Origin of the sequence: Sulfitobacter noctilucae (assembly GCF_000622365.1) — a bacterium.
GTDB classification, from domain to species: Bacteria; Pseudomonadota; Alphaproteobacteria; order Rhodobacterales; family Rhodobacteraceae; genus Sulfitobacter; species Sulfitobacter noctilucae.
The window spans coordinates 149,060-170,177 of the sequence record NZ_JASC01000001.1 but is presented as its reverse complement, the minus strand read 5'-3'; the positions used below and the strand labels follow the sequence as shown (position 1 = coordinate 170,177).

Here is a 21,118-nt window from a genome sequence, read left to right as displayed (position 1 = left end):
CTGCATGAAGGCCAACCGCGCGGACGCGATGCGCGGATTACTCGACGCGGACGCCGTCGCCGTGGCGGACCGGGTCGCCCGCGCCATCTGGCGACTTGTCCGCGCCGCCCTTGCGGGCGAGGTCCTGTTCGTGATCGGCATGGATGAACCGGCAATCGCAGTAGCCGCATTCGATCCACCCCTGATCCCGCGGGATTTGAAGCCAGACGCGCGGATGGCCCAAAGCCCCTTCGCCACCATCACAGGCAACGCGGTAGGTGTTTACAACCTTGGTCTCTGGCGCGGCTTGGCTCATGGGATCGTCCTTGATATGGGGGCTGGTACACTGCGGTTATGCCCAAACCCGCCTCGCACGGCAAGACCGAGTTGCAGGCCAGCGCCGATCCGGGTCGCCATATGCCGAAAGAGGTTCACGCGGCCCCACCAAGCGGTTAAAAGGCCCCAAAGAAAAAAGGCGGAGCAGGACAGATGAACACGCCAAAACCAGTGGTGCTATGTATTCTTGACGGATGGGGCCTGAGCGACAGCGCTGAGGGCAATGCGCCCATGCTGGCCAAGACCCCGACGATGGATCGGATCACGGCGACCTGTCCCACCTCGACGCTCGTTACCTACGGGCCTGATGTGGGCCTGCCGCGCGGGCAAATGGGTAATTCAGAGGTTGGGCATACTAATATCGGCGCAGGCCGCGTGGTGGCGATGGACCTCGGTCAGATTGATCTGGCGATTGAAGAAGGCACTTTTGGCAAAAACCCTCCCTTTCAGGACTTTATCGCAACGCTCAAAGCCTCTGGCGGCACGGCGCATCTTATGGGTCTCGTCTCGGACGGCGGCGTGCATGGCCACCTGTCCCACATGATTGCTGCCGCCAAAACGCTCGACGCGGCGGGGGTGCCAACTGTCATTCACGCCCTTACCGACGGACGCGATGTGTCTCCGCGCTCGGCCAAGGGGTTCTTGCAAACCCTCCGCGATGGCCTGCCGGACAGCGTGCGCGTCGTTACACTCACGGGGCGCTACTTTGCGATGGACCGGGATACCCGCTGGGACCGCGTTGCCAAAGCAAGCCATGCAATCCTGCAAGGAAATGGCCTGTCTGAAGACAGCGCCGAAAGTGCGGTAGATAAGGGTTACGCGCGGGGCGAGGATGATGAGTTCATCCAGCCCACGGTGATGCACGGCTATGCCGGAGCCAAAGATGGCGACGGCTTCTTCTGCCTCAATTTCCGCGCCGACCGTGCCCGCGAAATTATGGCGGCACTTGGTCAGCCCGGTTTTGATGCCTTCGCCACCGGCCTCCGCCCGGAGTGGGCCGCACTCATGGGCATGGCGCAATACTCGACCGATCACGCAAAATACATGACGACGATGTATCACAAACCCGATCTGCCCAATACGCTGGGCGCCTGGGTCGCAAAACATGGTCGCCGCCAGTTCCGCATCGCCGAGACAGAGAAATACCCTCACGTCACCTTTTTCCTGAACGGCGGCGAAGAAACCGCCGGCGTGGGGGAGGATCGCTTTATGCCCAAGTCGCCCGATGTGGCCACCTATGACATGCAGCCCGAAATGTCCGCACCAGAGGTGACCGACCACCTCGTGCAGGCCATCGAAGACGGGTACGACCTGATCGTCGTCAACTACGCAAACCCCGATATGGTGGGCCATACCGGTGATCTGGATGCGGCCATAGCGGCCTGCGAAGCAGTGGACACCGGGCTCGGCCGCGTTCTCAAAACACTTGAAGCCGTAGGCGGGGCTATGGTGATAACTGCCGATCACGGCAATTGCGAAGTGATGATCGACCCTGAAACGGGCGGTCCGCATACGGCCCATACACTTAACCCCGTCCCGGTGGCCCTGGTGGGTGGCCCGTCAGGCGCAAAGTTGCGCAGCGGCGGGCGGCTGGCCGATCTTGCCCCGACCCTTCTGGCGCTGATGGACATGGCCCAGCCTGAGGAAATGACGGGAAAGTCCTTGATTGTATGAAGGCCTTCGCGCTGATCCTGTTCTGGCTTTTCGGGGCAACTGCGGCTCTGGCCCAATCGGGCGCGGCGCAGCAGGCGCTTGAGGCCGTGGAAGCGCTTGAAGAAGCATCTGCCATGCTGGACGAAGCCGAAGGAGCGCGGGACCGGGTGCGTGCCCTGACCCGAACCATTCAGGCTTTTGAAACGGGGTTGGGGGCCATGCGCAGCGGCTTGCGACAAGCAGCTATCAACGAAGCGCAGCTGACCGCAAAACTGCAGTCCCGCGATGCCGAGGTTGCGGCCTTGCTGGGTGTGCTGCAAAGCATGGGCGGCACACCGTCGCCCGTTTTTCTGTTGCATCCCGATGGTCCTACCGGCACGGCGCGGGCGGGCATGCTACTGGCCGAACTTACGCCGGCGTTGAACCGCCGCGCGGATGCTCTTCGGATTGATCTTGAAAACGTACAGACCCTGCGCACCCTGCAGGCCGATGCGGCGCAGCGGTTGCAGGACGGGCTGACTGAAGTGCAGGCCGCACGCACCGCGCTTAATCAGGCGATGGCCAACCGCACCGATCTGCCCAAGCGCTTTACGGCGGACCCCGTGCGCACCGGTATCCTGATCGCCTCGACCGAAACGCTCGACGGCTTTGCATCTGGCCTGTCAGAAATCGTGACCGAAGAAACCGCCCCTGCACTAGCCACACTGGACGGCGAGATCGGCCAGCTCCCTCTGCCGGTGCAAGGCCTGCTTTTGCGCGGCGCGGGTCAGGCCGATGCCGCAGGCGTGGTCCGCCCCGGCATCATTCTGGCCACGCGCCCCGGTGCCATCGTCACCACCCCGACCGCTGCAACTATCCGCTATCTCGGGCCGTTGCTGGATTTTGGCAATGTGGTGATTCTCGAACCCAGAGCCGAGGCGCTTTTTGTATTGGCAGGTCTGGACGTGGTGTACGGAGAAGCCGGTGAAGTCATCGGTGCCGGCACGCCAATTGGCTTGATGGGGGGCGAAACCGGCGGGATCAGCAGCGAAACCGGCGCTGAATTGTCACCCCTGCGTGAAGGCACTGGCACAGACCGTACAGAAACGCTCTATATAGAAGTAAGAGAACAGAACATTCCACAGGACCCGGCATTGTGGTTCCGAACCGACGAGGATGGTTAGCAAGATGAAGAAGTTTGTAATGGCAGCAGTAGGCGGCACGGTCTTGGGTATTATTGCCACGACCCAGATCGCCGCACCGCTTTTGGCGCAGGAAAGCGCAAAGACCGAAAACGTTTATGAACAGCTGGATCTGTTCGGCGATATTTTCGAACGTATCCGCGCTCAATATGTCGAAGAAACCGACAGCAGCGAGCTGATTGAAGCGGCAATTAACGGGATGCTCACCTCGCTTGATCCGCATTCCAGCTATCTTTCGCCCAAGGATGCGCTGAAAATGCGCGAGCAGACACGCGGTGAATTCGGCGGTCTGGGCATCGAGGTCACGCAGGAAGAAGGCTTTGTCAAAGTTGTCTCTCCTATCGACGGCACACCTGCTGCCGAAGCGGGCATCGAGGCGGGTGACTTCATCACCCATGTGGATGGAGAAAGCCTGCTGGGTCTGGTGCTGGATGATGCTGTCGAGCTGATGCGCGGGCCTGTCGGCTCCGAGATTGTGATCACCGTCGTGCGCGAGGGCGAACAGGAGCCATTTGACGTGTCGATCGTGCGCGACACCATTCAGCTGACCGCTGTGCGCGCGCGCACTGTGGGTGATACTGCCGTACTGCGCTTGACCACCTTTAACGAACAGACCTTCCCGAAAATGAAAGAAGGGCTGGAAGAGCAGATCGAGGCCGCGGGCGGGATCGACAACATCAACGGCATCGTCATCGACATGCGCAACAACCCCGGTGGTTTGCTTAACCAAGCCATCGCGGTGTCCGATGCGTTTCTGGAAGAAGGCGAGATCGTCAGCACCCGTGGCCGCGAGCTGGCCGACGGCGACCGTGTGAACGCCACGCCGGGTGATCTGGCACAGGGCAAACCGATTGTTGTGCTGATCAACGGCGGCTCAGCCTCCGCCTCCGAGATTGTCGCGGGTGCCTTGCAGGATCACCGTCGCGCCATCGTGATCGGTACGAAGAGCTTTGGTAAAGGCTCGGTGCAGACCGTGATGCCCCTGCGCGGCAGCGGTGCAATGCGCCTGACGACGGCGCGGTACTACACGCCGTCCGGCCGCTCCATCCAGGCGCTCGGCGTGTCGCCCGACATCGTCGTGGCGCAACCCCCAGCCCAACCTGAAACAGAAGAGGATAATGACGCAGCAGCGCGTCCTCTGCGCTCAGAGGCGGACCTGCGCGGCAGCTTGAATAACGACAGCCTGACCGACGATCAGATCAAACAGATCGAAGCGGACCGCGAGAAGGCTCAAAAAGCCGCCGACCTGCGTGAAGAGGATTACCAGCTGGCCTATGCGATTGATATTCTGAAGGGTCTGTCGGCGTTGGGTCCGCAGGAATAAATACAGCGGCAATTGCACCCAACTCTATAAGATAAGAAAGCGGCGGGGATATTCCCCGCCCTTTTTGTTTGCGTCAGGTCGTCTCGACGCAATGCCGCCGGAACGCGCTTTTCAGCATATCGAGCTCAGCGCGCAGCAGGTTCACCTCTGCCCTTAGATCTTCGGCAAGCTCATCGCCCGCCATCAGCGTGATATGCCCGATCTTGGTATCGTTCTGTTTGTCGTGGATCATGACAGTCTGAACCCCGTCCGCAATCGCTTGGGGTGGGATCGGGATCGACAACACCCAATGGTCGGCGCTTTGGTTGTGCGTCATCAGCACATCAGACAACACTCGCCCCTCATGGGTCACTTCGACCTGGGGTTCATCCTCGCCCATGCCCAGAATGATACCTTGCCACACGCCTTCTTTCATTTTGGTTTTCGTCAATTGCAGTGCAGACATGCGGCGGCTCCTTGTTAAAGATGGGCGCGGGGGCGACGCGAAAAGGTCAGGTCGCGCAGAATGACCTGGTTCATTTCCGGACCTTCAAAGATCAGATCGATCCAGGCCCGCTCCACCCGTTTCTCGTTCAGATTGGAATAGGCCAGATCAAATTCGACACGGTGGTTTTCTTCATAAAGCGGAAGCTCACGCACGATCTGTTCTGTATTCGGTCCGTGTTTGATGTTCAGGCGGGCAAAGATCTCAAGCGGTTTTTCCATCTCGACAATCGCGTCCATGCGCAAAAGATGTGTGCGTTTCAGACCATCGGTGCCTTCGGTTGGCAAGTCGATCACCAGTGACAGAAACGATCCGTCGAACTGGAAAACATCCAGACGCAGTCCGTAAGGGGCCAGATCGGCCTCGCGCAGGTTGCGCAACTGGCGCAGGGTCAGCTCGGAAAAATCGCAATCATGAAACAGCGTGACCTCATCGCCCAGCATGCTTTTGGTTTGCACGGCAGACAGCCCCGGCGTCGCCAGCGGGCCACGCCATAATTCAGGCCGCCACGCCCAATCGGCATTATGCGGTTTGGGAAAGCTGGTAGAGCCGATCATGGGAAGGGCCAACCGCTCGTCCGCGCTGTGGATCAGGCGATCCAGATGCAGCTTGAGCGCACGGGCATGACTGCGCTGGCGGCGCAGAACAGGTAGATCGGTTTCCTTGGACCGCCGTGCCGCACGCGCCCAACGCTGAATATTGCGCGAAAACACTCTTCCATCCAGAAAGCCGAATGTAATTTTGGACATGATTGCGGTTGCCTGACTGCTTTTACCCGACTGTATCGGTCACAAAGGTTGCGTTCAAATAAATTGGCGACATTCCGATGCGAAATTGGCCTGTGTTGCCAATTAAGAAACAATCGTGGTCAGGAATCTGACTTTGATGCGACCATGATGCTGGACAAAATCTGCCGCCCGTCGCGCCCGGTGGCCCGCCCGTCTTCCTCACCATAAAGCGCAAGGCCCATGATTTGCGAGCCGATTGCGGACGTTCCGCGCCAATGTGTGTCCGACAACCCTTCAGCCGGGGCAGGGCCCTTTGCGCGGAATGTCACGCCATCATCGGTTTCGACCGTATCCGTCACCGCAGCAAGGTTAAGTGCGGCTGCGGTATCCAGCGGACTGGGCAGGCTGCCGCGGCTGGTGGTGAAACTGGCTGTGATGATGCCAATCGGTGCATCACCCGCCTTTGAAGGTACACCGAGCCGGTCACATCGTGCCATCATGGCAAAGTTTTGACGCAAGCTGCGCTTGTCGATGCAGTAGCCGCGTGGTGGGACCAGCGTGACCGCGCCGAAGGCCATCTTGGCCTGTGATAAAGCGACCGGAGCCGCATCAGGCTCCGGTACAGTTAGTGCATCACATGCTGACAGACCCATCAGCAGCGCGGCGATTGCTGCCTTAGAGGTCCATGTAGTCATGGGTTTCCGCCGCAGCGCCCGGATGTGTCACTGCGCCCAGATAGGTTGGGCCGACAAGCTGCGCATATTTCCACAAAGCACCGGAGGCGTAGTTCGTTGGACGTGGACCTGTCCACTCGGCCTTGCGGGCCGCCAGTTCGTCGTCGGTCAGATCGACAGAGATGGAGCCGGTGACCGCGTTCAGCGTGATCATATCGCCGTTCTTGAGCAGACCAATCGGCCCGCCCATCGCCGCCTCTGGACCCACATGCCCCACGCAAAAACCGCGTGTCGCACCAGAAAAACGTCCGTCTGTGATCAGCGCGACCTTCTTGCCCATGCCCTGACCGGACAGTGCCGCAGTCGTCGCCAGCATTTCGCGCATGCCCGGCCCGCCGCGCGGTCCTTCGTTGCGGATCACGAATACATCGCCTTCGGAGTAGGTGCGGTTCTGCACCGCCTCAAAAGCGTCCTGCTCACACTCAAACACCAGCGCGGGGCCAGTGAACACGATATCCTCGTCCGACATGCCTGCAATTTTCACGATCGCACCTTCGGGGGCAAGATTGCCCTTGAGGCCCACAACACCGCCGGTCTTGCTGATCGGGTCGCTGATCGCGTGGATGACTTTGCCGTCTGCCTCGCGTTCGATCCGGTCGAGTTCTTCGCCCATGGAGTAGCCTGTCGCGGTCAGGCAATCGGTGTGGATCAGGCCCGCTTTGCGCAGTTCTTTCATCACAACGGGCACGCCGCCGGCTTCATACAGGTCTTTGGCCACATAAGCGCCACCCGGTTTCATATCGACAAAGTGTGGTGTGTCGCGGAAGATTTCGCAGACGTCTTCCAGGAAGAATTCGATACCCGCCTCATGCGCCATGGCGGGCAAGTGCAGGCCCGCGTTGGTGGAGCCACCGGTACAGGCGACGATGCGCGCTGCATTTTCAAACGCCTCGCGGGTGCATATGTCGCGCGCGCGGATGTTCTTTTCGATCAGATTCATCACGGCGGCACCGGAGGCCACCGCATATTCGTCACGCGATTTGTAAGGCGCGGGCGCACCGGAGGAGTTGGGCAGCGCAAGGCCGATCGCCTCGGACACACAGGCCATGGTGTTGGCGGTGAACTGACCACCACAGGCACCCGCAGAAGGGCAGGCGACACGCTCGAGGATTTCCAGCTCGGCTTCGGTCATGGTGCCGCCCTGCCAGTTGCCGACTGCTTCGAACATGTCTTGCACGGTCAGATCACGGTCAGCGAAAGCGGCAGGCACATCCGCGCCTTCGGGCGCCTTGCCCGGCAGGATGGAACCGCCGTACATGAATACAGACGGGACGTTCAGACGGATCATCGCCATCATCATTCCCGGCAGGGATTTGTCACACCCCGCCAGACCCACAAGCGCATCATAGCAGTGGCCGCGCATCGTCAATTCAACCGTATCGGCAATCGCTTCACGCGAAGCCAAGGAAGAGCGCATGCCCTCGTGACCCATCGCGATGCCGTCGGTGACGGTGATCGTCGTGAACTCGCGGGGGCTGCCCTGTTCCTGCTTTACGCCGACCTTTACGGCTTGCGCCTGGCGGTTCAGCGCGATGTTGCAGGGCGCGGCCTCGTTCCAGCAGGTCGCGACACCGACGAGAGGCTGGTGAATCTCTACATCTGTCATGCCCATCGCATAGTAATAGGACCGGTGCGGCGCACGCGCGGGCCCTTCGGTCACATGACGGCTGGGCAGTTTACTCTTGTCAAAACGCTGGTTGGTGGACATCTGGGCCTCCCTCGGAAATCGTGTCCGTACCGGAATAGTCGCGCAGGCCCGCTGCTGCAAGGCAAAGCGGCGATGTTGTAAAGGATGGCCTACGGCCCTAGGTAAAGGGCCACCGCATTCAGGGACTGATCTGGCCCCTAGCTCCAGCGAAGGTCTGCCCTGATGGAATCCACGATTTTTTCCTTCATCTGGAAATATTCGCGCCGCGATCAACTGTACCTGCTGGCTTTCACGCTTTTCACCTTTCCGTTTCTCTATGCCACGCTGGAATTGCCCAAGCGGATCATCAACGATGCCATTGGCGCTGAAAGCAATGTCATCGACTTTATGGGCGTCGAGCTGACGCAGGTTCAGTTCCTCATGGCGCTGTGTTTTTCCTATCTGGGCGCGGTACTGGTGCATGGTCTGCTCAAGATGCGGCTGAACACCATGAAAGGTGTCCTGTCTGAACGGATGCTGCGGCGGTTCCGCTATCAGTTGCTGAAACGGATGATGCGGTTTCCGCGCAGTTATTTTCAGGAGACATCGCAGGGCGAGCTGGTCAGCATGGTCACATCCGAAGCCGAGCCGATGGGAGGCCTGATGGGCGATTTCATTGCTCAGCCGGTGTTTCAGGCCGGTCAGATGCTTGTCATTCTGATGTTCCTGTTCTTGCAGTCCTTCTGGTTCGGTCTGGCGGGGATTGCCCTGATCCCGCTGCAGGCCTGGCTTATTCCTTTGTTGCAGCGCCAAATCAACGAGCTGAACAAGCAGCGGATCAAGGAAGTACGCCAGTTCTCGGCCGAGATCGGGGAAACGGCTGCGGGAATCACGGACCTGCGCACCAACGGCGGCTGGCGCTACCGGCTGGCGGGTTTTACCGAGCGGCTGGGCAAGCTATTTGAAATCCGCTTCAAGATTTTCCAAAAGAAATTCTTCATGAAGTTTTTGAACAACTTCATCACGCAGCTGACCCCATTCTTTTTCTACGCGGTAGGCGGCTACTTGGCGATCAAGGGTGATATTACTGTGGGCGCTTTGGTCGCGGCACTGGCTGCGTACAAAGACCTGAGCAGCCCGTGGAAAGAGCTGCTGACCTATTACAACCAGACCCAAGACATGGCGGTGCGTTGGGACGTGGTGATCGAACGGTTCGCACCCAACAATATGATAGACGAAGCTCTGTTTGATGGCACACCCGAAGACATGCCCCACCTGCGCGGTGACATCGAGCTTAGCAATATCTCGGTCCGCGGCAGCAGTGGCGATATGACACTGCGGGATATTTCCTTCACGATACCGGCGGGCAGTCAGGTGGCAATCGAAATCAGCAACCAGACTGAACGCACAGCCCTGGCCGAAGTTCTGACCCGTGAAATCACACCCACCCGTGGCAAGGTCATCATTGCGGGGCATGACCTGAGCGATTTGCATCAAGCGGTGATCGCGGCCCGGATCGGTTATGCGCAGGCGCAGCCTTATCTGTTTTTTGGCGATGTCGGGGACAACCTGCTGATGCCGCTTAGGACAAACCCGACAACCGTGCCGTGGGGGTCTCGCAAGATCAATCGCGCCATGATCGAAGCCTGGCGCAGCGGTAACAGCCCTGACAGCACCGATGCCGACTGGCTTGATCCTGAAATCGCCGGGCTGGAAAGCCGCGAAGACGTGAACCGCTTCTTTTACGAAATTACCGATGCGTTGGGTACGGCCGACACCATTTTCGAGCGGATGCTGGAATCGCGCATGGACCCTGCGCAGCATCCTGACCTCGCGAGCCGCATCGTAGGTCTGCGCGACAAGGTGCACCAAAAGCTCAAGCACGAGGGGCTGGAAGACGCGGTGCTGCGGTTTGATCCGGATCAATTCAATCCCGCCGTGCCGCTCGGGGGGAATCTGACCTTTGCCGCGCCCTTGCGTGACATTTCACAGGCCGGGCTGGTCGAACAACGTGCCTTTCTGGCGATGGTGATGGACCAGGGGTTGGGCGAGCAGGCGATTGCAATCTCGCAAACGCTTGTGGAAACCCTGCATGAAACTTTTGGAATGGACGGTACCGATCATCCCCTCTTTACCGCCCTTGGGATCGAAGAGCCGCTCTATGAGCAGTTGGTCGATATTGCCAACCGTCGCAAAGCGCAGGGGGATGAGGCGCTGACCTCCGAAGAATTTGCCCTGCTACTGACGGTGCCCTTTGCACTGACTGCAGAACAGATTGGCCCGTCCTTCCCCGAAAGCTTCAAGCAAGAGATTGTGCGCATCCGCAAATCGCGGGGGATGCAACTGCGCGAACAGGCCAAAGACCTTTTCGTGCCGATCGAGCCGGACAGGTATCTGCCGCGTCTCACGCTGTTGGAGAACCTGATCTATGGCCGGTTTTCCGGCCTGGCCGGGCTGCAGGCCGATCTGGTGCGCGATGTGATCAAAGACCTTTTGACCGAAGCCGACCTCAAGCAGATGATCTCGGCCACGTTGTTTGATGTGCCCACGGCCATTGGCGGCACGAACCTCCCGGCGGTGTTTCAACAACGCGCTGCATTTGGCCGTGCTGCGATCAAACGGCCTGATGTGCTGGTCCTGAACCAATCTTTGATCGGCAGAGACGCGGAAACACAGGCCGCGACGCGCAACAAGTTGAGCACGCTGCTGCCGGATACGACCCAAATCTATATCAATGACAGTTTCGCCAATCCGCAGGACTTTGACCTGCATATCGAGATCAAACACGGCCAAATTGACGGCGTTGAAAAGTCTGACCAGTTTGATCACGAAGACTCTGCATCGGATGATTTGCGCCGCAAATTGCGGATTATTTCCCGCGATTCGCTGTTTTCGTCCCTCAACGGTCGCAACCGTCGGCTTCTGGCCTTTGCGGCGCAGTGGTACACGGCATATGACGGGCAGACAGTTTTCGCGGTTGGGGACCGCTCTGATGCAGTCTATTTGTGCCTGTCGGGGCGTGCAGAGCTGGGCACATTTGGGGACGACGGCGTATTCCATCATATCTCGGATGTCGAGCCGGGCCGTCTGATCGGCGATCTGGCGGTCATCCTGAACGAACCGCGCCAACTGGTGTTGATCGCCCGCGAAGAAGTGCAGTTCCTGCGGATCGGTGCCGAACAATTCCGGTCCGTTGTTGAAAGCGACAAGGTGCTGTTGCTCAGCCTGCTGCGCACCGTGGCAGGCTACCTGACCGCCGCCGCCGATCTGATGATTGCAGCTGGTATTGAACCTCCCCGAGAGCTTGGGCCGCCACCTCCGGCCGTTCAGTCAGAAAGCGCTGCTGAATGAAGCCTGCTCCCTATGCCCCACATGAGGTTTTCATCGCGCCCGCCCGTCACAAACCCGAACTCTGGCGCTTTGTCGCCGGTTTGGTGCTGGCCGGTTTTGCCTATATCCTGCTGAGCCAGGTCTTCTTTCAGGTGGTCTACAACCTTGCCCGCACCAGCTATCCCGCGATGCTGGGCGAATTGATGACAGGGCGGACTGCGCTGGCGATGTATTTGCTATTGCTCAGCTTCGGTTTCATGAGCGTGGGTGTCGCGATCAGTGTGCGCTTGCTGCATAGCCGGTCTTTCCTGAGCCTGTTGGGACCCATACCTGCGCTGCTGCGCGATTTTCGGCTGGTCAGCCTGAGTGTGCTGGCAGTCATGGCGGTTGTGTTTGTGCTGCCTCCCTGGGGCATGGGTGGTGAGTTTATCCCCAATATGCCGGTGCAGAAGTGGCTTGCCCTGCTGTTCCCCTCGCTGATCCTGATCTTTGTGCAGGTCAGCGCAGAAGAGGTCGTTTTTCGCGGCTATGTGCAGCAACAACTGGCCGTGCGCTTTCGCTCGCCTTGGGCGTGGATGGTGCTGCCCTCGGTGCTGTTTGCGCTGGGCCACTACCTGCCTGATACGGCGGGGGACAATGCCCTGATCATCGCCTTGTGGGCGGGAATGTTCGGCATCCTGATGGCGGACCTGACGGCGCGTGCAGGCTCGCTTGGCCCTGCGATTGCGGTTCATTTCTGGAATAATGTCTCTGCCATGCTGATTGTCTCCCTCCCCGAAGACCTGTCGGGCCTTGCGCTTTATCTGACGCCCTTCGGGCTGGAGGATACCGAAGCACTGCGCGCATGGCTGCCGGTCGACTTTGCCATGATGCTCGTGATGTGGCTGGCAGCGCGACTGGCGATCAGGCGTTGATTGCATTTCCCGCGCGGCCCGCTTATCTGGGAGACAGCAAACAGCATTTGAGGCGCTGAATGAACTGGATCACCAATTACGTCCGTCCCCGGATCAACTCGATCTTTTCGCGCCGCGAGACGCCCGATAATCTTTGGACCAAATGCGATGACTGCGGGACGATGCTGTTTCATCGCGAGGTTAGCGAAAATCTGAATGTCTGCACCAACTGCGGACACCATATGCCGATCTCACCGCGTGACCGTTTCACGGCGTTGTTTGATGGGGGCATATTCTCCGAGGTGAACGTGCCAAAACCGGCGGTTGATCCGCTGCATTTCCGGGACCAAAAGAAATATCCCGACCGTTTACGCGCCGCGCAGAAACAGACCGGGGAGGCCGAAGCGATGCTGGTGGCCACAGGTGAAATTGGCCGCACTCCCATCGTTGCCGCCTGTCAGGATTTCTCGTTTATGGCGGGATCAATGGGCATGTATGTGGGCAATGCAATCATTGCCGCCGCCGAACAGGCGGTCAAGCTCAAGCGCCCGCTGATCCTGTTCTCTGCCGCCGGGGGGGCCCGCATGCAGGAGGGTATCCTTTCACTGATGCAGATGCCGCGCACCACCGTTGCAGTGCAGATGCTGAAGGAAGCGGGGCTGCCCTATATCGTGGTGCTGACGCATCCGACCACCGGGGGTGTCACCGCCAGCTATGCTATGCTGGGCGATGTGCATATCGCCGAACCCAATGCGCTGATCTGCTTTGCCGGGCCGCGTGTGATTGAACAGACGATCCGTGAAAAGCTGCCGGACGGGTTTCAACGTGCGGAATATCTGCTGGATCACGGCATGCTGGACCGCGTCACACCGCGCACCGATCTGCGCGATGAACTGATCAACATCACGCGTATGCTGCTGGGCTTGCCGCCTGCTGTGCGCGGTGATCTGCCTCCACCACAGGAGGGCGGTGATCTGGACCATGCGCTGACCGACGCGCCAGAAGAGGCCGCGCAGCCTGATCCCGAAAAATGACATCGCCTTCCTCTGATCTCATCCTTGAACGGATGATGGCGCTGCACCCCAAGATTATCGACCTGACGCTGGACCGCATGTTCCGTCTGTTGGAGGCGTTGGGCAATCCGCAGAATGATCTGCCACCGGTGATCCATGTCGCGGGCACCAACGGCAAAGGCTCGACCCAGGCCATGATCCGCGCAGGGCTGGAAGCGGCAGGTAAGACCGTGCACGCCTATACCTCGCCGCATCTGGCGCGATTCCACGAGCGGATCCGGCTGGCAGGCACGCTGATTGACGAGGATGCGCTGACCGCAGTGCTGGATGAATGTTACGCTGCGAACAAGGGCGGCAACATTACCTATTTCGAGATTACGACGGCTGCTGCTTTGCTGGCATTCGCCCGGACCCCTGCGGATTACACGCTGCTTGAGGTCGGTTTGGGCGGACGTCTGGACGCGACCAATGTGATGGACAAGACCGCACTCAGCATCATCACGCCCGTATCCATCGACCATCAGCAGTTTCTGGGCGACACTCTGCCCGAAATTGCAGGAGAGAAGGCGGGGATCATCAAACCTGGTGTACCTTGCGTCGTCGGTCCGCAGGAAGAGGCAGGGATGGATGTGATCGAAGCGGTGGCCGCCCGGCAGGCCGCGCCGCTTTTGGCTTACGGCCAGCAATGGCATGTCGGCATTGAAGCAGGCAGACTGGTTTACCAAGATGAAACAGGCCTGCTCGATCTGTCTTTGCCCAATTTACCGGGCGCGCATCAGGTCATGAATGCAGGTGCGGCGCTGGCGGCGCTACGGCACTTGGGTGTGGACGACATGGCCTGCGAAGCGGCTGTGACGCAAGCCGAATGGCCAGCCCGCATGCAAAGGTTGAAAACCGGACCTTTGGTTGATCTGGCGGGCACAGCGGAGTTGTGGCTCGATGGCGGGCATAATCCGGCGGCGGGTATCGCACTTGCCAGTGTTCTGGCCGAACGCCCGGCACGCCCAACCTTTTTGATCTGCGGTATGCTCAACACCAAAGACATCACCGGATACCTACGTCCCTTGGCGGATCATGCGACTGCGCTTTACGCCGTGTCGATCCCTGGCGAGAAGGCGACCCTGCCCGCGGCAGAGACTGCTGCTGCAGCGCGGGCTGTGGGTTTGCGTGCGCAGCAGGCCGAGAACATCGCCGCCGCCCTGAGCGCGATTGTGACCGAATGCCCCGAAGCACGTGTGCTGATTTGCGGCTCGCTTTATCTGGCTGGTGCAATTTTACGCGAAAACGGATAATTTTAGCGCCACCCCTGCAAAATTTTGCCTTTTCAGTGTATGCATTTCCTCAATCTGGGGGCGCATCTGCCGCGCACATCCGGAATTTCTGAGGAAGAGCATTATGAAACAGGATGTTAGTAACGCCCGGGGTGACTCTGTCAAAAAGCCATCGCGCGGCCTGTCCCAAACGATTTTTATTCTGATCAGTCTGGCGATTATCGGTGGCGGTGTCTGGACGCTTTATATGTCTGATGCGCCCTATCACCCGCAAGATACTGTGACCCGAGACAATACTTCGCTGGTCGGGGACTAAGGCCTAGCTGCCCCATCCCTCTGCCTGCATTTCACGCAGGCGCGATGCTGTACGTTCAAATTCGAAGGTGCCTTCGCCCTCAAGGTAGAGCATCTCGGGATGCGCTGCCGCCGAGCAGATCAGCCGCACCCGCGCTTCATAAAGCGCATCTACCAACGTGACGAAACGTTTGGCCTCGTTGAAATTACTGCGGCCTAATGTGGGAACGTCATCCAGCAGCAGCACGCGGACAGCTTCGGCCAAGGCTAGGTAATCTGCCGGTCCCAAAGGCTTGCCGCAAATGTCATGAAACCGCGCCCGCGCCATGCCGTTGTGATACTGCGGTATTTCCACATCCCGGCCTTTGACGCGCAAGACCAAGGGCTTACCCGGATCGCCTGCAAGATCGTTCCAGACCGCATCCATCGCGGCCCGTGCCTCTGCATTCACAGGAGTAAAATAGACCTGAGTGCCAGCCAGCCGATCCTGACGATAGTCCGTCGGGCTGGCCAGTTCATGCACGACCATCCGTTCCTTGATCAATTCGATGAAAGGCAGGAACAGGTTGCGGTTCAGCCCCTGTTTATAAAGGTCATCCGGTATCCGGTTTGATGTGGTGACCACCACAACCCCCGCAGAGAACAACGCCTGAAACAGACGCCCGACGATCATCGCATCGGTAATGTCGGTGATCTGCATCTCGTCAAAGGCCAGCAACTTCACGGACGAGGCCACTTCTGCGGCCACAGGCGCAATCGCATCATCAACGCCTGTTTTGCGGGCCTCGTGCATCGCGCTGTGAATTTCCTGCATGAAGGCATGAAAATGCACACGGCGGGACGGAATACCCTCCAAGTGCTCCACGAACATATCCATCAACATGGATTTCCCGCGCCCAACACCACCCCAAAGATAAAGCCCCCGCGGCGGCTCCGGTGCCTTGCGGAACAGACCTTTCTTCACCGGCACCAGCAGCGCCTCGCGGATGCGGTCGAATTCCGGCAGCACGGCTTCTTGCGCAGGGTCGGACGTTAGCCTGCCTTCGTCAATCAATCGGTCATATGTATCGCGCAGGCTGGTCATGGCACAGCCATAGCGCATCTGCAGCGGGGATGAAAAGCACCACTCATCCGGTTTCGTGACGCAAGGTTCACAAGCCTTCATTTGACGCGAGGATGATAAGTGGCGAACGTATGATCGGACATCAAGGATCATCCAATGGAACAGCGCAGCTCGATTTTCACCCCCGTCCTGATCGTTGGGTGCGTGATCATCATGGTCAGCTTTGCGGTTCGTGCGTCCTTTGGCGTTTTTCAGATTCCCATCGCCGAAGAATTCGGCTGGCTGCGGGCTGAGTTTTCGCTGGCCATTGCGATCCAGAACCTCGCATGGGGCATTGGCCAGCCTATTTTTGGCGCTTTGGCTGAAAAGATCGGAGACCGGCGGGCGATCATCATTGGATCATTGGTCTATGCAGTGGGGTTGGTGCTCTCGGCCAATTCCGTGAGCCCGCTTGAGCATCAGGCCTATGCCTGGCTGGTGGGATTTGGCATCGCGGGCTCCGGCTTTGGCGTAATCCTGGCCGTGGTCGGGCGTGCCTCAAGCGATGAGAACCGCTCGATGTCGCTGGCCATTGCCACCGCGGCAGGCAGCGCAGGCCAAGTGTTCGGCGCGCCTGTTGCTGAGTGGATGCTGACGTTTCTGAATTGGCAATCGGTCTTCATGGTCTTTGCCGCCGTGATCTTGTTGATGCTGCTGACGCTGCCGCTGATGCGCGCCCCCGTTCAGGCCAGCAAGGCCGAGCTTGAGGAGAGCTTGGGTCAAATCCTGGTCAAAGCGTTCAAGGATCCTTCCTATACGCTGATCTTTCTGGGCTTCTTCTCCTGCGGCTATCAGCTGGCGTTCATTACCGCACATTTCCCTGCTTTCGTGACCGAACTCTGCGGCCCCATCCTTGCGGGCGGTGTCCTGCACAATATCGGGATCACCACCACTTCCGCTCTGGGGGCGGTCGCGATTTCGTTGATCGGTCTGGCGAATATTGCAGGAACGCTCGCGGCGGGCTGGGCTGGCAAACGGTATTCAAAGAAGTACCTTTTGGCTGGCATTTATACGGGCCGCACCATTGTTGCGGCGCTTTTCATTCTGCTTCCTATCACCCCGGACTCAGTGATCGTTTTCTCCATCGCCATGGGGTCGCTTTGGCTGGCAACCGTGCCGCTCACATCCGGGTTGGTCGCGCATATCTACGGGCTGCGCTACATGGGTACGCTCTATGGCATCATCTTTTTCAGCCATCAGCTGGGCAGCTTTCTGGGCGTCTGGCTGGGGGGGCGCATGTACGACATTTACGGCAGCTACACGGCGGTTTGGTGGATCGGTGTGGGCGTCGGTGCCTTCAGCGCAATCGTGCATCTTCCCATTCGCGAGAAGCGTCTTGAGGGGCTGGTGACCGCCTAGTCCGGTTTGGTCATCCAGCCGCGCATGATGCGCAATACCTCATCGGTATGAGTATAAGTCAGACCGTGGCCCGCCCCTTTGACCGCTTCCTGTTGGGCTGCGCGGTTCCACTCCGCCAGCTTGCCGACAGAGGCTTTAGGGATCACCGTGTCATCGCGCCCCCAGATGGCCAGCACCGGCAGGTTGCGAGCGGCCAGCGCCCTGTGATCGCCGCTTAGGTCGGCACTCAGGATACCGCGCAGGCTGGACAGCACAGCTGGGATAAATCGTTTGAACTCCAGCTCTTGCGCCTGCAACTCTGTCACACGGGGGACGGAGGTTGGCAGCTCACGCTCTGCCTTGTAGCCCTGACGCAGAATGGCGGGATAGATCGCCAGCATCAGCCAATCGCCGATCAATGGCACATTCTTGATAAATCCGCGCAGTCCGGTCGAAATGTTTAACATCCCCGCAGGTGCCAGCAGGATCAGCTGGTGCATGCGGTCGGGATAGGTCGCCGCAAAGCGGGCAGCGATCGCGCCGCCCATAGAATATCCAATCAGGGTCAGCTGGTCGCCGACCCCCTCATGCGCGAGCAGTTCGGCCAGTTGATTGACAAAAAACGTCCCGTCCTGTGGCCCCGGTGGCCGGTCCGAATAGCCGCGACCATAAAGATCATAGGTTAGCACGCGGTAACCCGCATGAGCCAGCGCAGGTGTCATGCCGCGCCAGACAAAGCTGGGTGTGGTCAGCCCGTGCACGCAGACAACCACCGGTCCCCCTGCGGGTCCATGCCAAGCGTAGTGCGTAACGCCGCGTGAAAGCTCTACAAATTGGCCCGACGCCGATCCGCGTGCGGCATCATTCATCACCCGGCGACGGTGTTCGATCACCAGCGGCACGGCAATCACGATGCCGAGGATCAGCAGCACCCAGATCATGCAGCAGCGGTCCAGCGGTCCAGAATATAGCGCGCCGTCATCAAATCCAGATGCGCACCGCCACCGTTCTTGAACAGGGTGATCTCTTTTGGGGTTTGGCGCTTGAACGCGTCCAGCCCGTAGTAATCCGCAATCAGATCGTCGCGTGTGATGGTGCCGGACTCCAGCGGGATGTTGATCTCGCCGATATGGCCGATGGTGGTGTCGAAGCTGTCTACGAAAATACGCGCGCGTGTCAGCGCGGCATTATCCACTTCACGCATGTCCGGGCGGTAGGCTCCGATCAAATCAACATGCTGGCCGGGACGGAGCCAAGCACCTTGGATCAATGGCGCGGTGGACATGGTGGCGCAGGTGACGATGTCTGCAGCATTAACTGCGGCTTCCAGATCATCCGCGATACGCAAGCCGGGCAAATCGGCGGCCATGGCCTCCGCATTAGCGCGGGTGCGGTTCCACAGGGTGAACGCCGCCTCCGGAAAAGCGGCGCTGTAGGCTGCATGCAAAGCGCGTCCCTGATTGCCTGCACCGACAATCAAGATGTTGCGACTGTCAGGACGGGCCAGGCGACGGGCTGCCAAAAGGCTATCTCCGGCAGTTTTCCATTTCGTTACCAGATGGAAATCGACAATCGCCTCAAGCCTGCCATCGTCATCGGCATAAAGCGTCAGCCCTCCGTTCACCATGGGCTGCCCCTTGTCGGGATTGCCGGGAAAGACGGTGGCAGATTTCACCGCGATCCCTAGCCCGTCGATCCAGGCGGCACGGTTCAGCAATGTATCTTTTCCACGGTACAGAAAGGTATCCGCAATCTCGGCGCGGGGCAGGCGGTGACCTGCGGCCAGCGCCTCGGTCAGGCCGATCCAGTCCAGTAAAGGTTCGGCGGCATCAAAGGGGATCATTGGAACACTCATCGTGCTTCATCCTGTGACAGAAGCCCGGCGTCAACCAGCCTGTTGGCCCAAGACTGCGGGTGGTCAAACAAATGTGTCTGCCAACCGCGTGCCGCAGCGGCGGCGATATTATCGGGGCGGTCATCGGTAAACAGCAGCGCCTGCGGCGCGATACCGCTTTGGTCTTCCACCGCTTGATAGATCGCGGGGTCCGGTTTGATCACACCCAGATGACCCGAGATAAAATTGCGGTCGAACTGGTTCAGAAAATCGTAATGTTGGGCGGCCAGTGCGTAAGTCTGGATGCCGAAATTGGTCAGCGAGAAAACGGGCACGCCGTGCGCCTGCAATGCAGCCATCAGGCGAACAGAATGATCAGTGGCCGGTGCCGCCATATCAAGCCAACGGTCATGCCAAAGCATGATCTCCGCCTGCCACTCGGGATTGGTCGCGGCGGTCTCGGAGATCACGTTGAAGAAGGTCTCGCCGCTGTCCACGCGGTCGTTCATCGCGTGCAGATCGACAGCGGCAAACATCGCACGGCGGCGGTCTTTGCCAATGACGCTGTCGAAAAATCGTTCGGGCTGCCATTCGATCAGGACATTGCCGATGTCGAACACGACCGCTTCTGGTTTCATGCTGCCCTCTCCCCCGGGGGTCGGAAACTTTCAAAGTTTCCGACCGTTTTCTTTGAACGAAAACGACTACTGGCGCAATGCCGCGCGTAGTTCACGCTCCAGAGCATCCAAAAAACGCGACCTGTCGGCCTTTGTGAAGCTTTTGCCGCCGCCCTGCCGGAACGGATCAGCGGCGCGCAGGTCGCTCATCAAATCACGGGTGGCCAGCACGTTACCGATATTGGCACCGGTCAACGCTTCGCCATTGTGTTTCAGTACGCGTGCCCCCGCTTCGACGCATTTCGCCGCCAATGGAATGTCACCGGTCACCACCACATCGCCCGGCCCGCAGCGCTCCGCGATCCACATGTCGGCCACATCAGGTCCATCCGCCACAATTACCGTTTCGACCAGCGGGTTCTGCGACGGGCGCAATCCGCCGTTCGACACCACGAACATGCGGATTTTGTGCCGCGTCGCCACACGCTCTGCCTCGGCCTTCACCGGGCAGGCGTCTGCGTCGATATAAAGCGCGGTCACAGATCACCCCGCATAAAGCGCCTCGGCATGGAAAGCGATGTGATCTTCGATGAAAGTCGAGACAAAGAAATAGCTGTGATCGTAGCCTTTTTGCATCCGGAACGTCCCCTCCTGCCGCTTCGCCGCCATCGCCTGCGACAAGGCTTCGGGCTTCAGCAGGTCCAGAAATTGATCCGCCGCGCCCTGATCAATCAGCACCGGACCGTCAAAGCCTACGTCCTGCATCAGCAATGTTGCGTCATGTTTGGACCAGCTGGTCTCGTCACTACCCAGATAAGCGCTCAACTGTTTTTTGCCCCAATCGCTTGCGGTAGGGTTGGCAATTGGTGCAAAGGCTGAGACCGACAGAAACCGGCCCGGCAGGTTCATCGCCAGCGTCAGCGCGCCATGCCCGCCCATCGAATGGCCGGTGATCCCCCGCCGCTCCATATCCAGTGCGAAATTCTTGCCCAGCAATGCGGGCAATTCATCGCTGATGTAATCCCACATCTGGAAATGTGGCTTCCAGGGGTCTTGGGTGGAGTTGACGTAAAACCCCGCGCCCTTGCCCAGATCATAGGCCTCATCATCGGCCACATCGTCGCCGCGCGGCGAGGTGTCGGGGAAAACCACTGCGATACCGTGTTCAGCGGCCCAGGCCTGAGCGCCGGCTTTGGTCATCGCATTCTCATGCGTGCAGGTGAGGCCCGACAGATACCATAGCACCGGCACCGGACCGTCCTTCGCCTCGGCGGGTAGGAACAGGCCAAAGGTCATCTCACAATTGCAGGCGGTGGACGCGTGTGAATAAACGCCCTGCGTGCCGCCAAAGCAGGCGTTTTCGGATATGGTTTTCATAAG

Annotated in this window: 19 protein-coding genes and 1 pseudogene; 9 read left to right on the top strand and 11 right to left on the bottom strand. The window is 59.3% G+C overall.

The window, feature by feature from the left end:
- Positions 1-127: 127 nt before the first annotated feature.
- Positions 128-295: pseudogene (locus Z945_RS0100860) on the bottom strand (zinc-finger domain-containing protein); the annotation flags it as partial.
- Positions 296-468: 173 nt separating this feature from the next.
- On the opposite strand from Z945_RS0100860, the gene gpmI reads away from it, so the two are divergent.
- Genes gpmI through Z945_RS0100845 form a run of 3 tightly spaced genes read left to right on the top strand, consistent with a single transcriptional unit; the run spans position 469 to position 4,473 of the window.
- Positions 469-1,989 carry a 2,3-bisphosphoglycerate-independent phosphoglycerate mutase gene (gene gpmI / locus Z945_RS0100855; RefSeq protein WP_025050239.1) on the top strand — a complete coding sequence of 507 codons (1,521 nt, stop codon included), beginning with the start codon at positions 469-471 and terminating at the stop codon, positions 1,987-1,989.
- Positions 1,986-3,131, top strand: coding sequence for a murein hydrolase activator EnvC family protein (locus Z945_RS0100850; protein ID WP_025050238.1), 1,146 nt, complete (start codon positions 1,986-1,988; stop codon positions 3,129-3,131). The genes gpmI and Z945_RS0100850 overlap by 4 nt, the downstream gene beginning before the upstream one ends.
- A gap of 4 nt (positions 3,132-3,135) precedes the next feature.
- Positions 3,136-4,473, top strand: coding sequence for a S41 family peptidase (locus Z945_RS0100845; RefSeq protein ID WP_025050237.1), 1,338 nt, complete (start codon positions 3,136-3,138; stop codon positions 4,471-4,473).
- A gap of 73 nt (positions 4,474-4,546) precedes the next feature.
- Here the strand turns inward: Z945_RS0100845 and Z945_RS0100840 are convergent, their stop codons facing one another.
- The 4 genes from Z945_RS0100840 to ilvD all read right to left on the bottom strand — a co-directional run bounded on the left by Z945_RS0100840 (position 4,547) and on the right by ilvD (position 8,127).
- A complete protein-coding gene (locus Z945_RS0100840; RefSeq protein WP_025050236.1) occupies positions 4,547-4,918 on the bottom strand; it encodes a hypothetical protein in 372 nt (123 codons plus the stop codon).
- A gap of 14 nt (positions 4,919-4,932) precedes the next feature.
- Positions 4,933-5,706 (bottom strand): DUF6478 family protein, encoded by a 774-nt coding sequence (locus Z945_RS0100835; RefSeq protein ID WP_025050235.1) that lies wholly within the window; start codon positions 5,704-5,706, stop codon positions 4,933-4,935.
- A gap of 119 nt (positions 5,707-5,825) precedes the next feature.
- Positions 5,826-6,380 carry a hypothetical protein gene (locus tag Z945_RS0100830; RefSeq protein WP_025050234.1) on the bottom strand — a complete coding sequence of 185 codons (555 nt, stop codon included), beginning with the start codon at positions 6,378-6,380 and terminating at the stop codon, positions 5,826-5,828.
- Positions 6,361-8,127, bottom strand: a complete 1,767-nt coding sequence (gene ilvD, locus Z945_RS0100825; RefSeq protein ID WP_025050233.1) for a dihydroxy-acid dehydratase — start codon at positions 8,125-8,127, stop codon at positions 6,361-6,363. The genes Z945_RS0100830 and ilvD overlap by 20 nt, the downstream gene beginning before the upstream one ends.
- 162 nt (positions 8,128-8,289) lie before the next feature.
- Between ilvD and Z945_RS0100820 the strand changes: the two genes are divergently transcribed.
- The 5 genes from Z945_RS0100820 to Z945_RS0100800 all read left to right on the top strand — a co-directional run bounded on the left by Z945_RS0100820 (position 8,290) and on the right by Z945_RS0100800 (position 14,869).
- On the top strand, positions 8,290-11,397 hold the full coding sequence (locus Z945_RS0100820; protein WP_025050232.1) for an ABC transporter transmembrane domain-containing protein: 3,108 nt from the start codon (positions 8,290-8,292) through the stop codon (positions 11,395-11,397).
- Entirely contained in the window at positions 11,394-12,290 is an 897-nt protein-coding gene (locus tag Z945_RS0100815; RefSeq protein WP_025050231.1) for a CPBP family intramembrane glutamic endopeptidase, read from the top strand. The genes Z945_RS0100820 and Z945_RS0100815 overlap by 4 nt, the downstream gene beginning before the upstream one ends.
- A gap of 59 nt (positions 12,291-12,349) precedes the next feature.
- Positions 12,350-13,303, top strand: coding sequence for an acetyl-CoA carboxylase, carboxyltransferase subunit beta (gene accD / locus Z945_RS0100810; protein ID WP_025050230.1), 954 nt, complete (start codon positions 12,350-12,352; stop codon positions 13,301-13,303).
- On the top strand, positions 13,300-14,574 hold the full coding sequence (locus tag Z945_RS0100805; RefSeq protein ID WP_025050229.1) for a bifunctional folylpolyglutamate synthase/dihydrofolate synthase: 1,275 nt from the start codon (positions 13,300-13,302) through the stop codon (positions 14,572-14,574). Before accD ends, Z945_RS0100805 begins: the two co-directional genes overlap by 4 nt.
- Before the next feature lie 103 nt (positions 14,575-14,677).
- On the top strand, positions 14,678-14,869 hold the full coding sequence (locus Z945_RS0100800; protein WP_025050228.1) for a hypothetical protein: 192 nt from the start codon (positions 14,678-14,680) through the stop codon (positions 14,867-14,869).
- 3 nt (positions 14,870-14,872) lie between these two features.
- On the opposite strand, the gene zapE is transcribed toward Z945_RS0100800, so the two are convergent.
- Positions 14,873-15,931, bottom strand: a complete 1,059-nt coding sequence (gene zapE, locus Z945_RS0100795) for a cell division protein ZapE (protein ID WP_025050227.1) — start codon at positions 15,929-15,931, stop codon at positions 14,873-14,875.
- A gap of 135 nt (positions 15,932-16,066) precedes the next feature.
- Here zapE and Z945_RS0100790 point away from each other — a divergent pair, with 135 nt between their 5' ends.
- The gene (locus tag Z945_RS0100790; protein WP_025050226.1) at positions 16,067-17,308 is read left to right on the top strand and encodes an MFS transporter; all 1,242 of its coding nucleotides are present in this window, start codon (positions 16,067-16,069) and stop codon (positions 17,306-17,308) included.
- Here the strand turns inward: Z945_RS0100790 and Z945_RS0100785 are convergent.
- From Z945_RS0100785 to fghA, 5 genes are all read right to left on the bottom strand, one after another.
- The gene (locus Z945_RS0100785) at positions 17,305-18,228 is read right to left on the bottom strand and encodes an alpha/beta fold hydrolase (RefSeq protein WP_025050225.1); all 924 of its coding nucleotides are present in this window, start codon (positions 18,226-18,228) and stop codon (positions 17,305-17,307) included. The two genes, Z945_RS0100790 and Z945_RS0100785, sit on opposite strands and share 4 nt — an antisense overlap.
- Positions 18,225-19,142 carry an ornithine cyclodeaminase family protein gene (locus Z945_RS0100780; protein WP_025050224.1) on the bottom strand — a complete coding sequence of 306 codons (918 nt, stop codon included), beginning with the start codon at positions 19,140-19,142 and terminating at the stop codon, positions 18,225-18,227. Before Z945_RS0100780 ends, Z945_RS0100785 begins: the two co-directional genes overlap by 4 nt.
- A complete protein-coding gene (locus tag Z945_RS0100775; RefSeq protein WP_025050223.1) occupies positions 19,139-19,759 on the bottom strand; it encodes an HAD family hydrolase in 621 nt (206 codons plus the stop codon). The genes Z945_RS0100780 and Z945_RS0100775 overlap by 4 nt, the downstream gene beginning before the upstream one ends.
- Before the next feature lie 66 nt (positions 19,760-19,825).
- On the bottom strand, positions 19,826-20,278 hold the full coding sequence (locus Z945_RS0100770; protein WP_025050222.1) for a YaiI/YqxD family protein: 453 nt from the start codon (positions 20,276-20,278) through the stop codon (positions 19,826-19,828).
- Between the two features lie 3 nt (positions 20,279-20,281).
- Positions 20,282-21,115, bottom strand: a complete 834-nt coding sequence (gene fghA / locus Z945_RS0100765; RefSeq protein ID WP_025050221.1) for an S-formylglutathione hydrolase — start codon at positions 21,113-21,115, stop codon at positions 20,282-20,284.
- Positions 21,116-21,118 lie beyond the last annotated feature (3 nt).

Coding starts and splice junctions, on each gene's coding strand:
- gpmI (WP_025050239.1), top strand. CDS start 469: ATGAACACGCCAAAACCAGTGGTGCTATGTATTCTTGACGGATGGGGC.
- Z945_RS0100850 (WP_025050238.1), top strand. CDS start 1,986: ATGAAGGCCTTCGCGCTGATCCTGTTCTGGCTTTTCGGGGCAACTGCG.
- Z945_RS0100845 (WP_025050237.1), top strand. CDS start 3,136: ATGAAGAAGTTTGTAATGGCAGCAGTAGGCGGCACGGTCTTGGGTATT.
- Z945_RS0100840 (WP_025050236.1), bottom strand. CDS start 4,918: ATGTCTGCACTGCAATTGACGAAAACCAAAATGAAAGAAGGCGTGTGG.
- Z945_RS0100835 (WP_025050235.1), bottom strand. CDS start 5,706: ATGTCCAAAATTACATTCGGCTTTCTGGATGGAAGAGTGTTTTCGCGC.
- Z945_RS0100830 (WP_025050234.1), bottom strand. CDS start 6,380: ATGACTACATGGACCTCTAAGGCAGCAATCGCCGCGCTGCTGATGGGT.
- ilvD (WP_025050233.1), bottom strand. CDS start 8,127: ATGTCCACCAACCAGCGTTTTGACAAGAGTAAACTGCCCAGCCGTCAT.
- Z945_RS0100820 (WP_025050232.1), top strand. CDS start 8,290: ATGGAATCCACGATTTTTTCCTTCATCTGGAAATATTCGCGCCGCGAT.
- Z945_RS0100815 (WP_025050231.1), top strand. CDS start 11,394: ATGAAGCCTGCTCCCTATGCCCCACATGAGGTTTTCATCGCGCCCGCC.
- accD (WP_025050230.1), top strand. CDS start 12,350: ATGAACTGGATCACCAATTACGTCCGTCCCCGGATCAACTCGATCTTT.
- Z945_RS0100805 (WP_025050229.1), top strand. CDS start 13,300: ATGACATCGCCTTCCTCTGATCTCATCCTTGAACGGATGATGGCGCTG.
- Z945_RS0100800 (WP_025050228.1), top strand. CDS start 14,678: ATGAAACAGGATGTTAGTAACGCCCGGGGTGACTCTGTCAAAAAGCCA.
- zapE (WP_025050227.1), bottom strand. CDS start 15,931: ATGACCAGCCTGCGCGATACATATGACCGATTGATTGACGAAGGCAGG.
- Z945_RS0100790 (WP_025050226.1), top strand. CDS start 16,067: ATGGAACAGCGCAGCTCGATTTTCACCCCCGTCCTGATCGTTGGGTGC.
- Z945_RS0100785 (WP_025050225.1), bottom strand. CDS start 18,228: ATGATCTGGGTGCTGCTGATCCTCGGCATCGTGATTGCCGTGCCGCTG.
- Z945_RS0100780 (WP_025050224.1), bottom strand. CDS start 19,142: ATGAGTGTTCCAATGATCCCCTTTGATGCCGCCGAACCTTTACTGGAC.
- Z945_RS0100775 (WP_025050223.1), bottom strand. CDS start 19,759: ATGAAACCAGAAGCGGTCGTGTTCGACATCGGCAATGTCCTGATCGAA.
- fghA (WP_025050221.1), bottom strand. CDS start 21,115: ATGAAAACCATATCCGAAAACGCCTGCTTTGGCGGCACGCAGGGCGTT.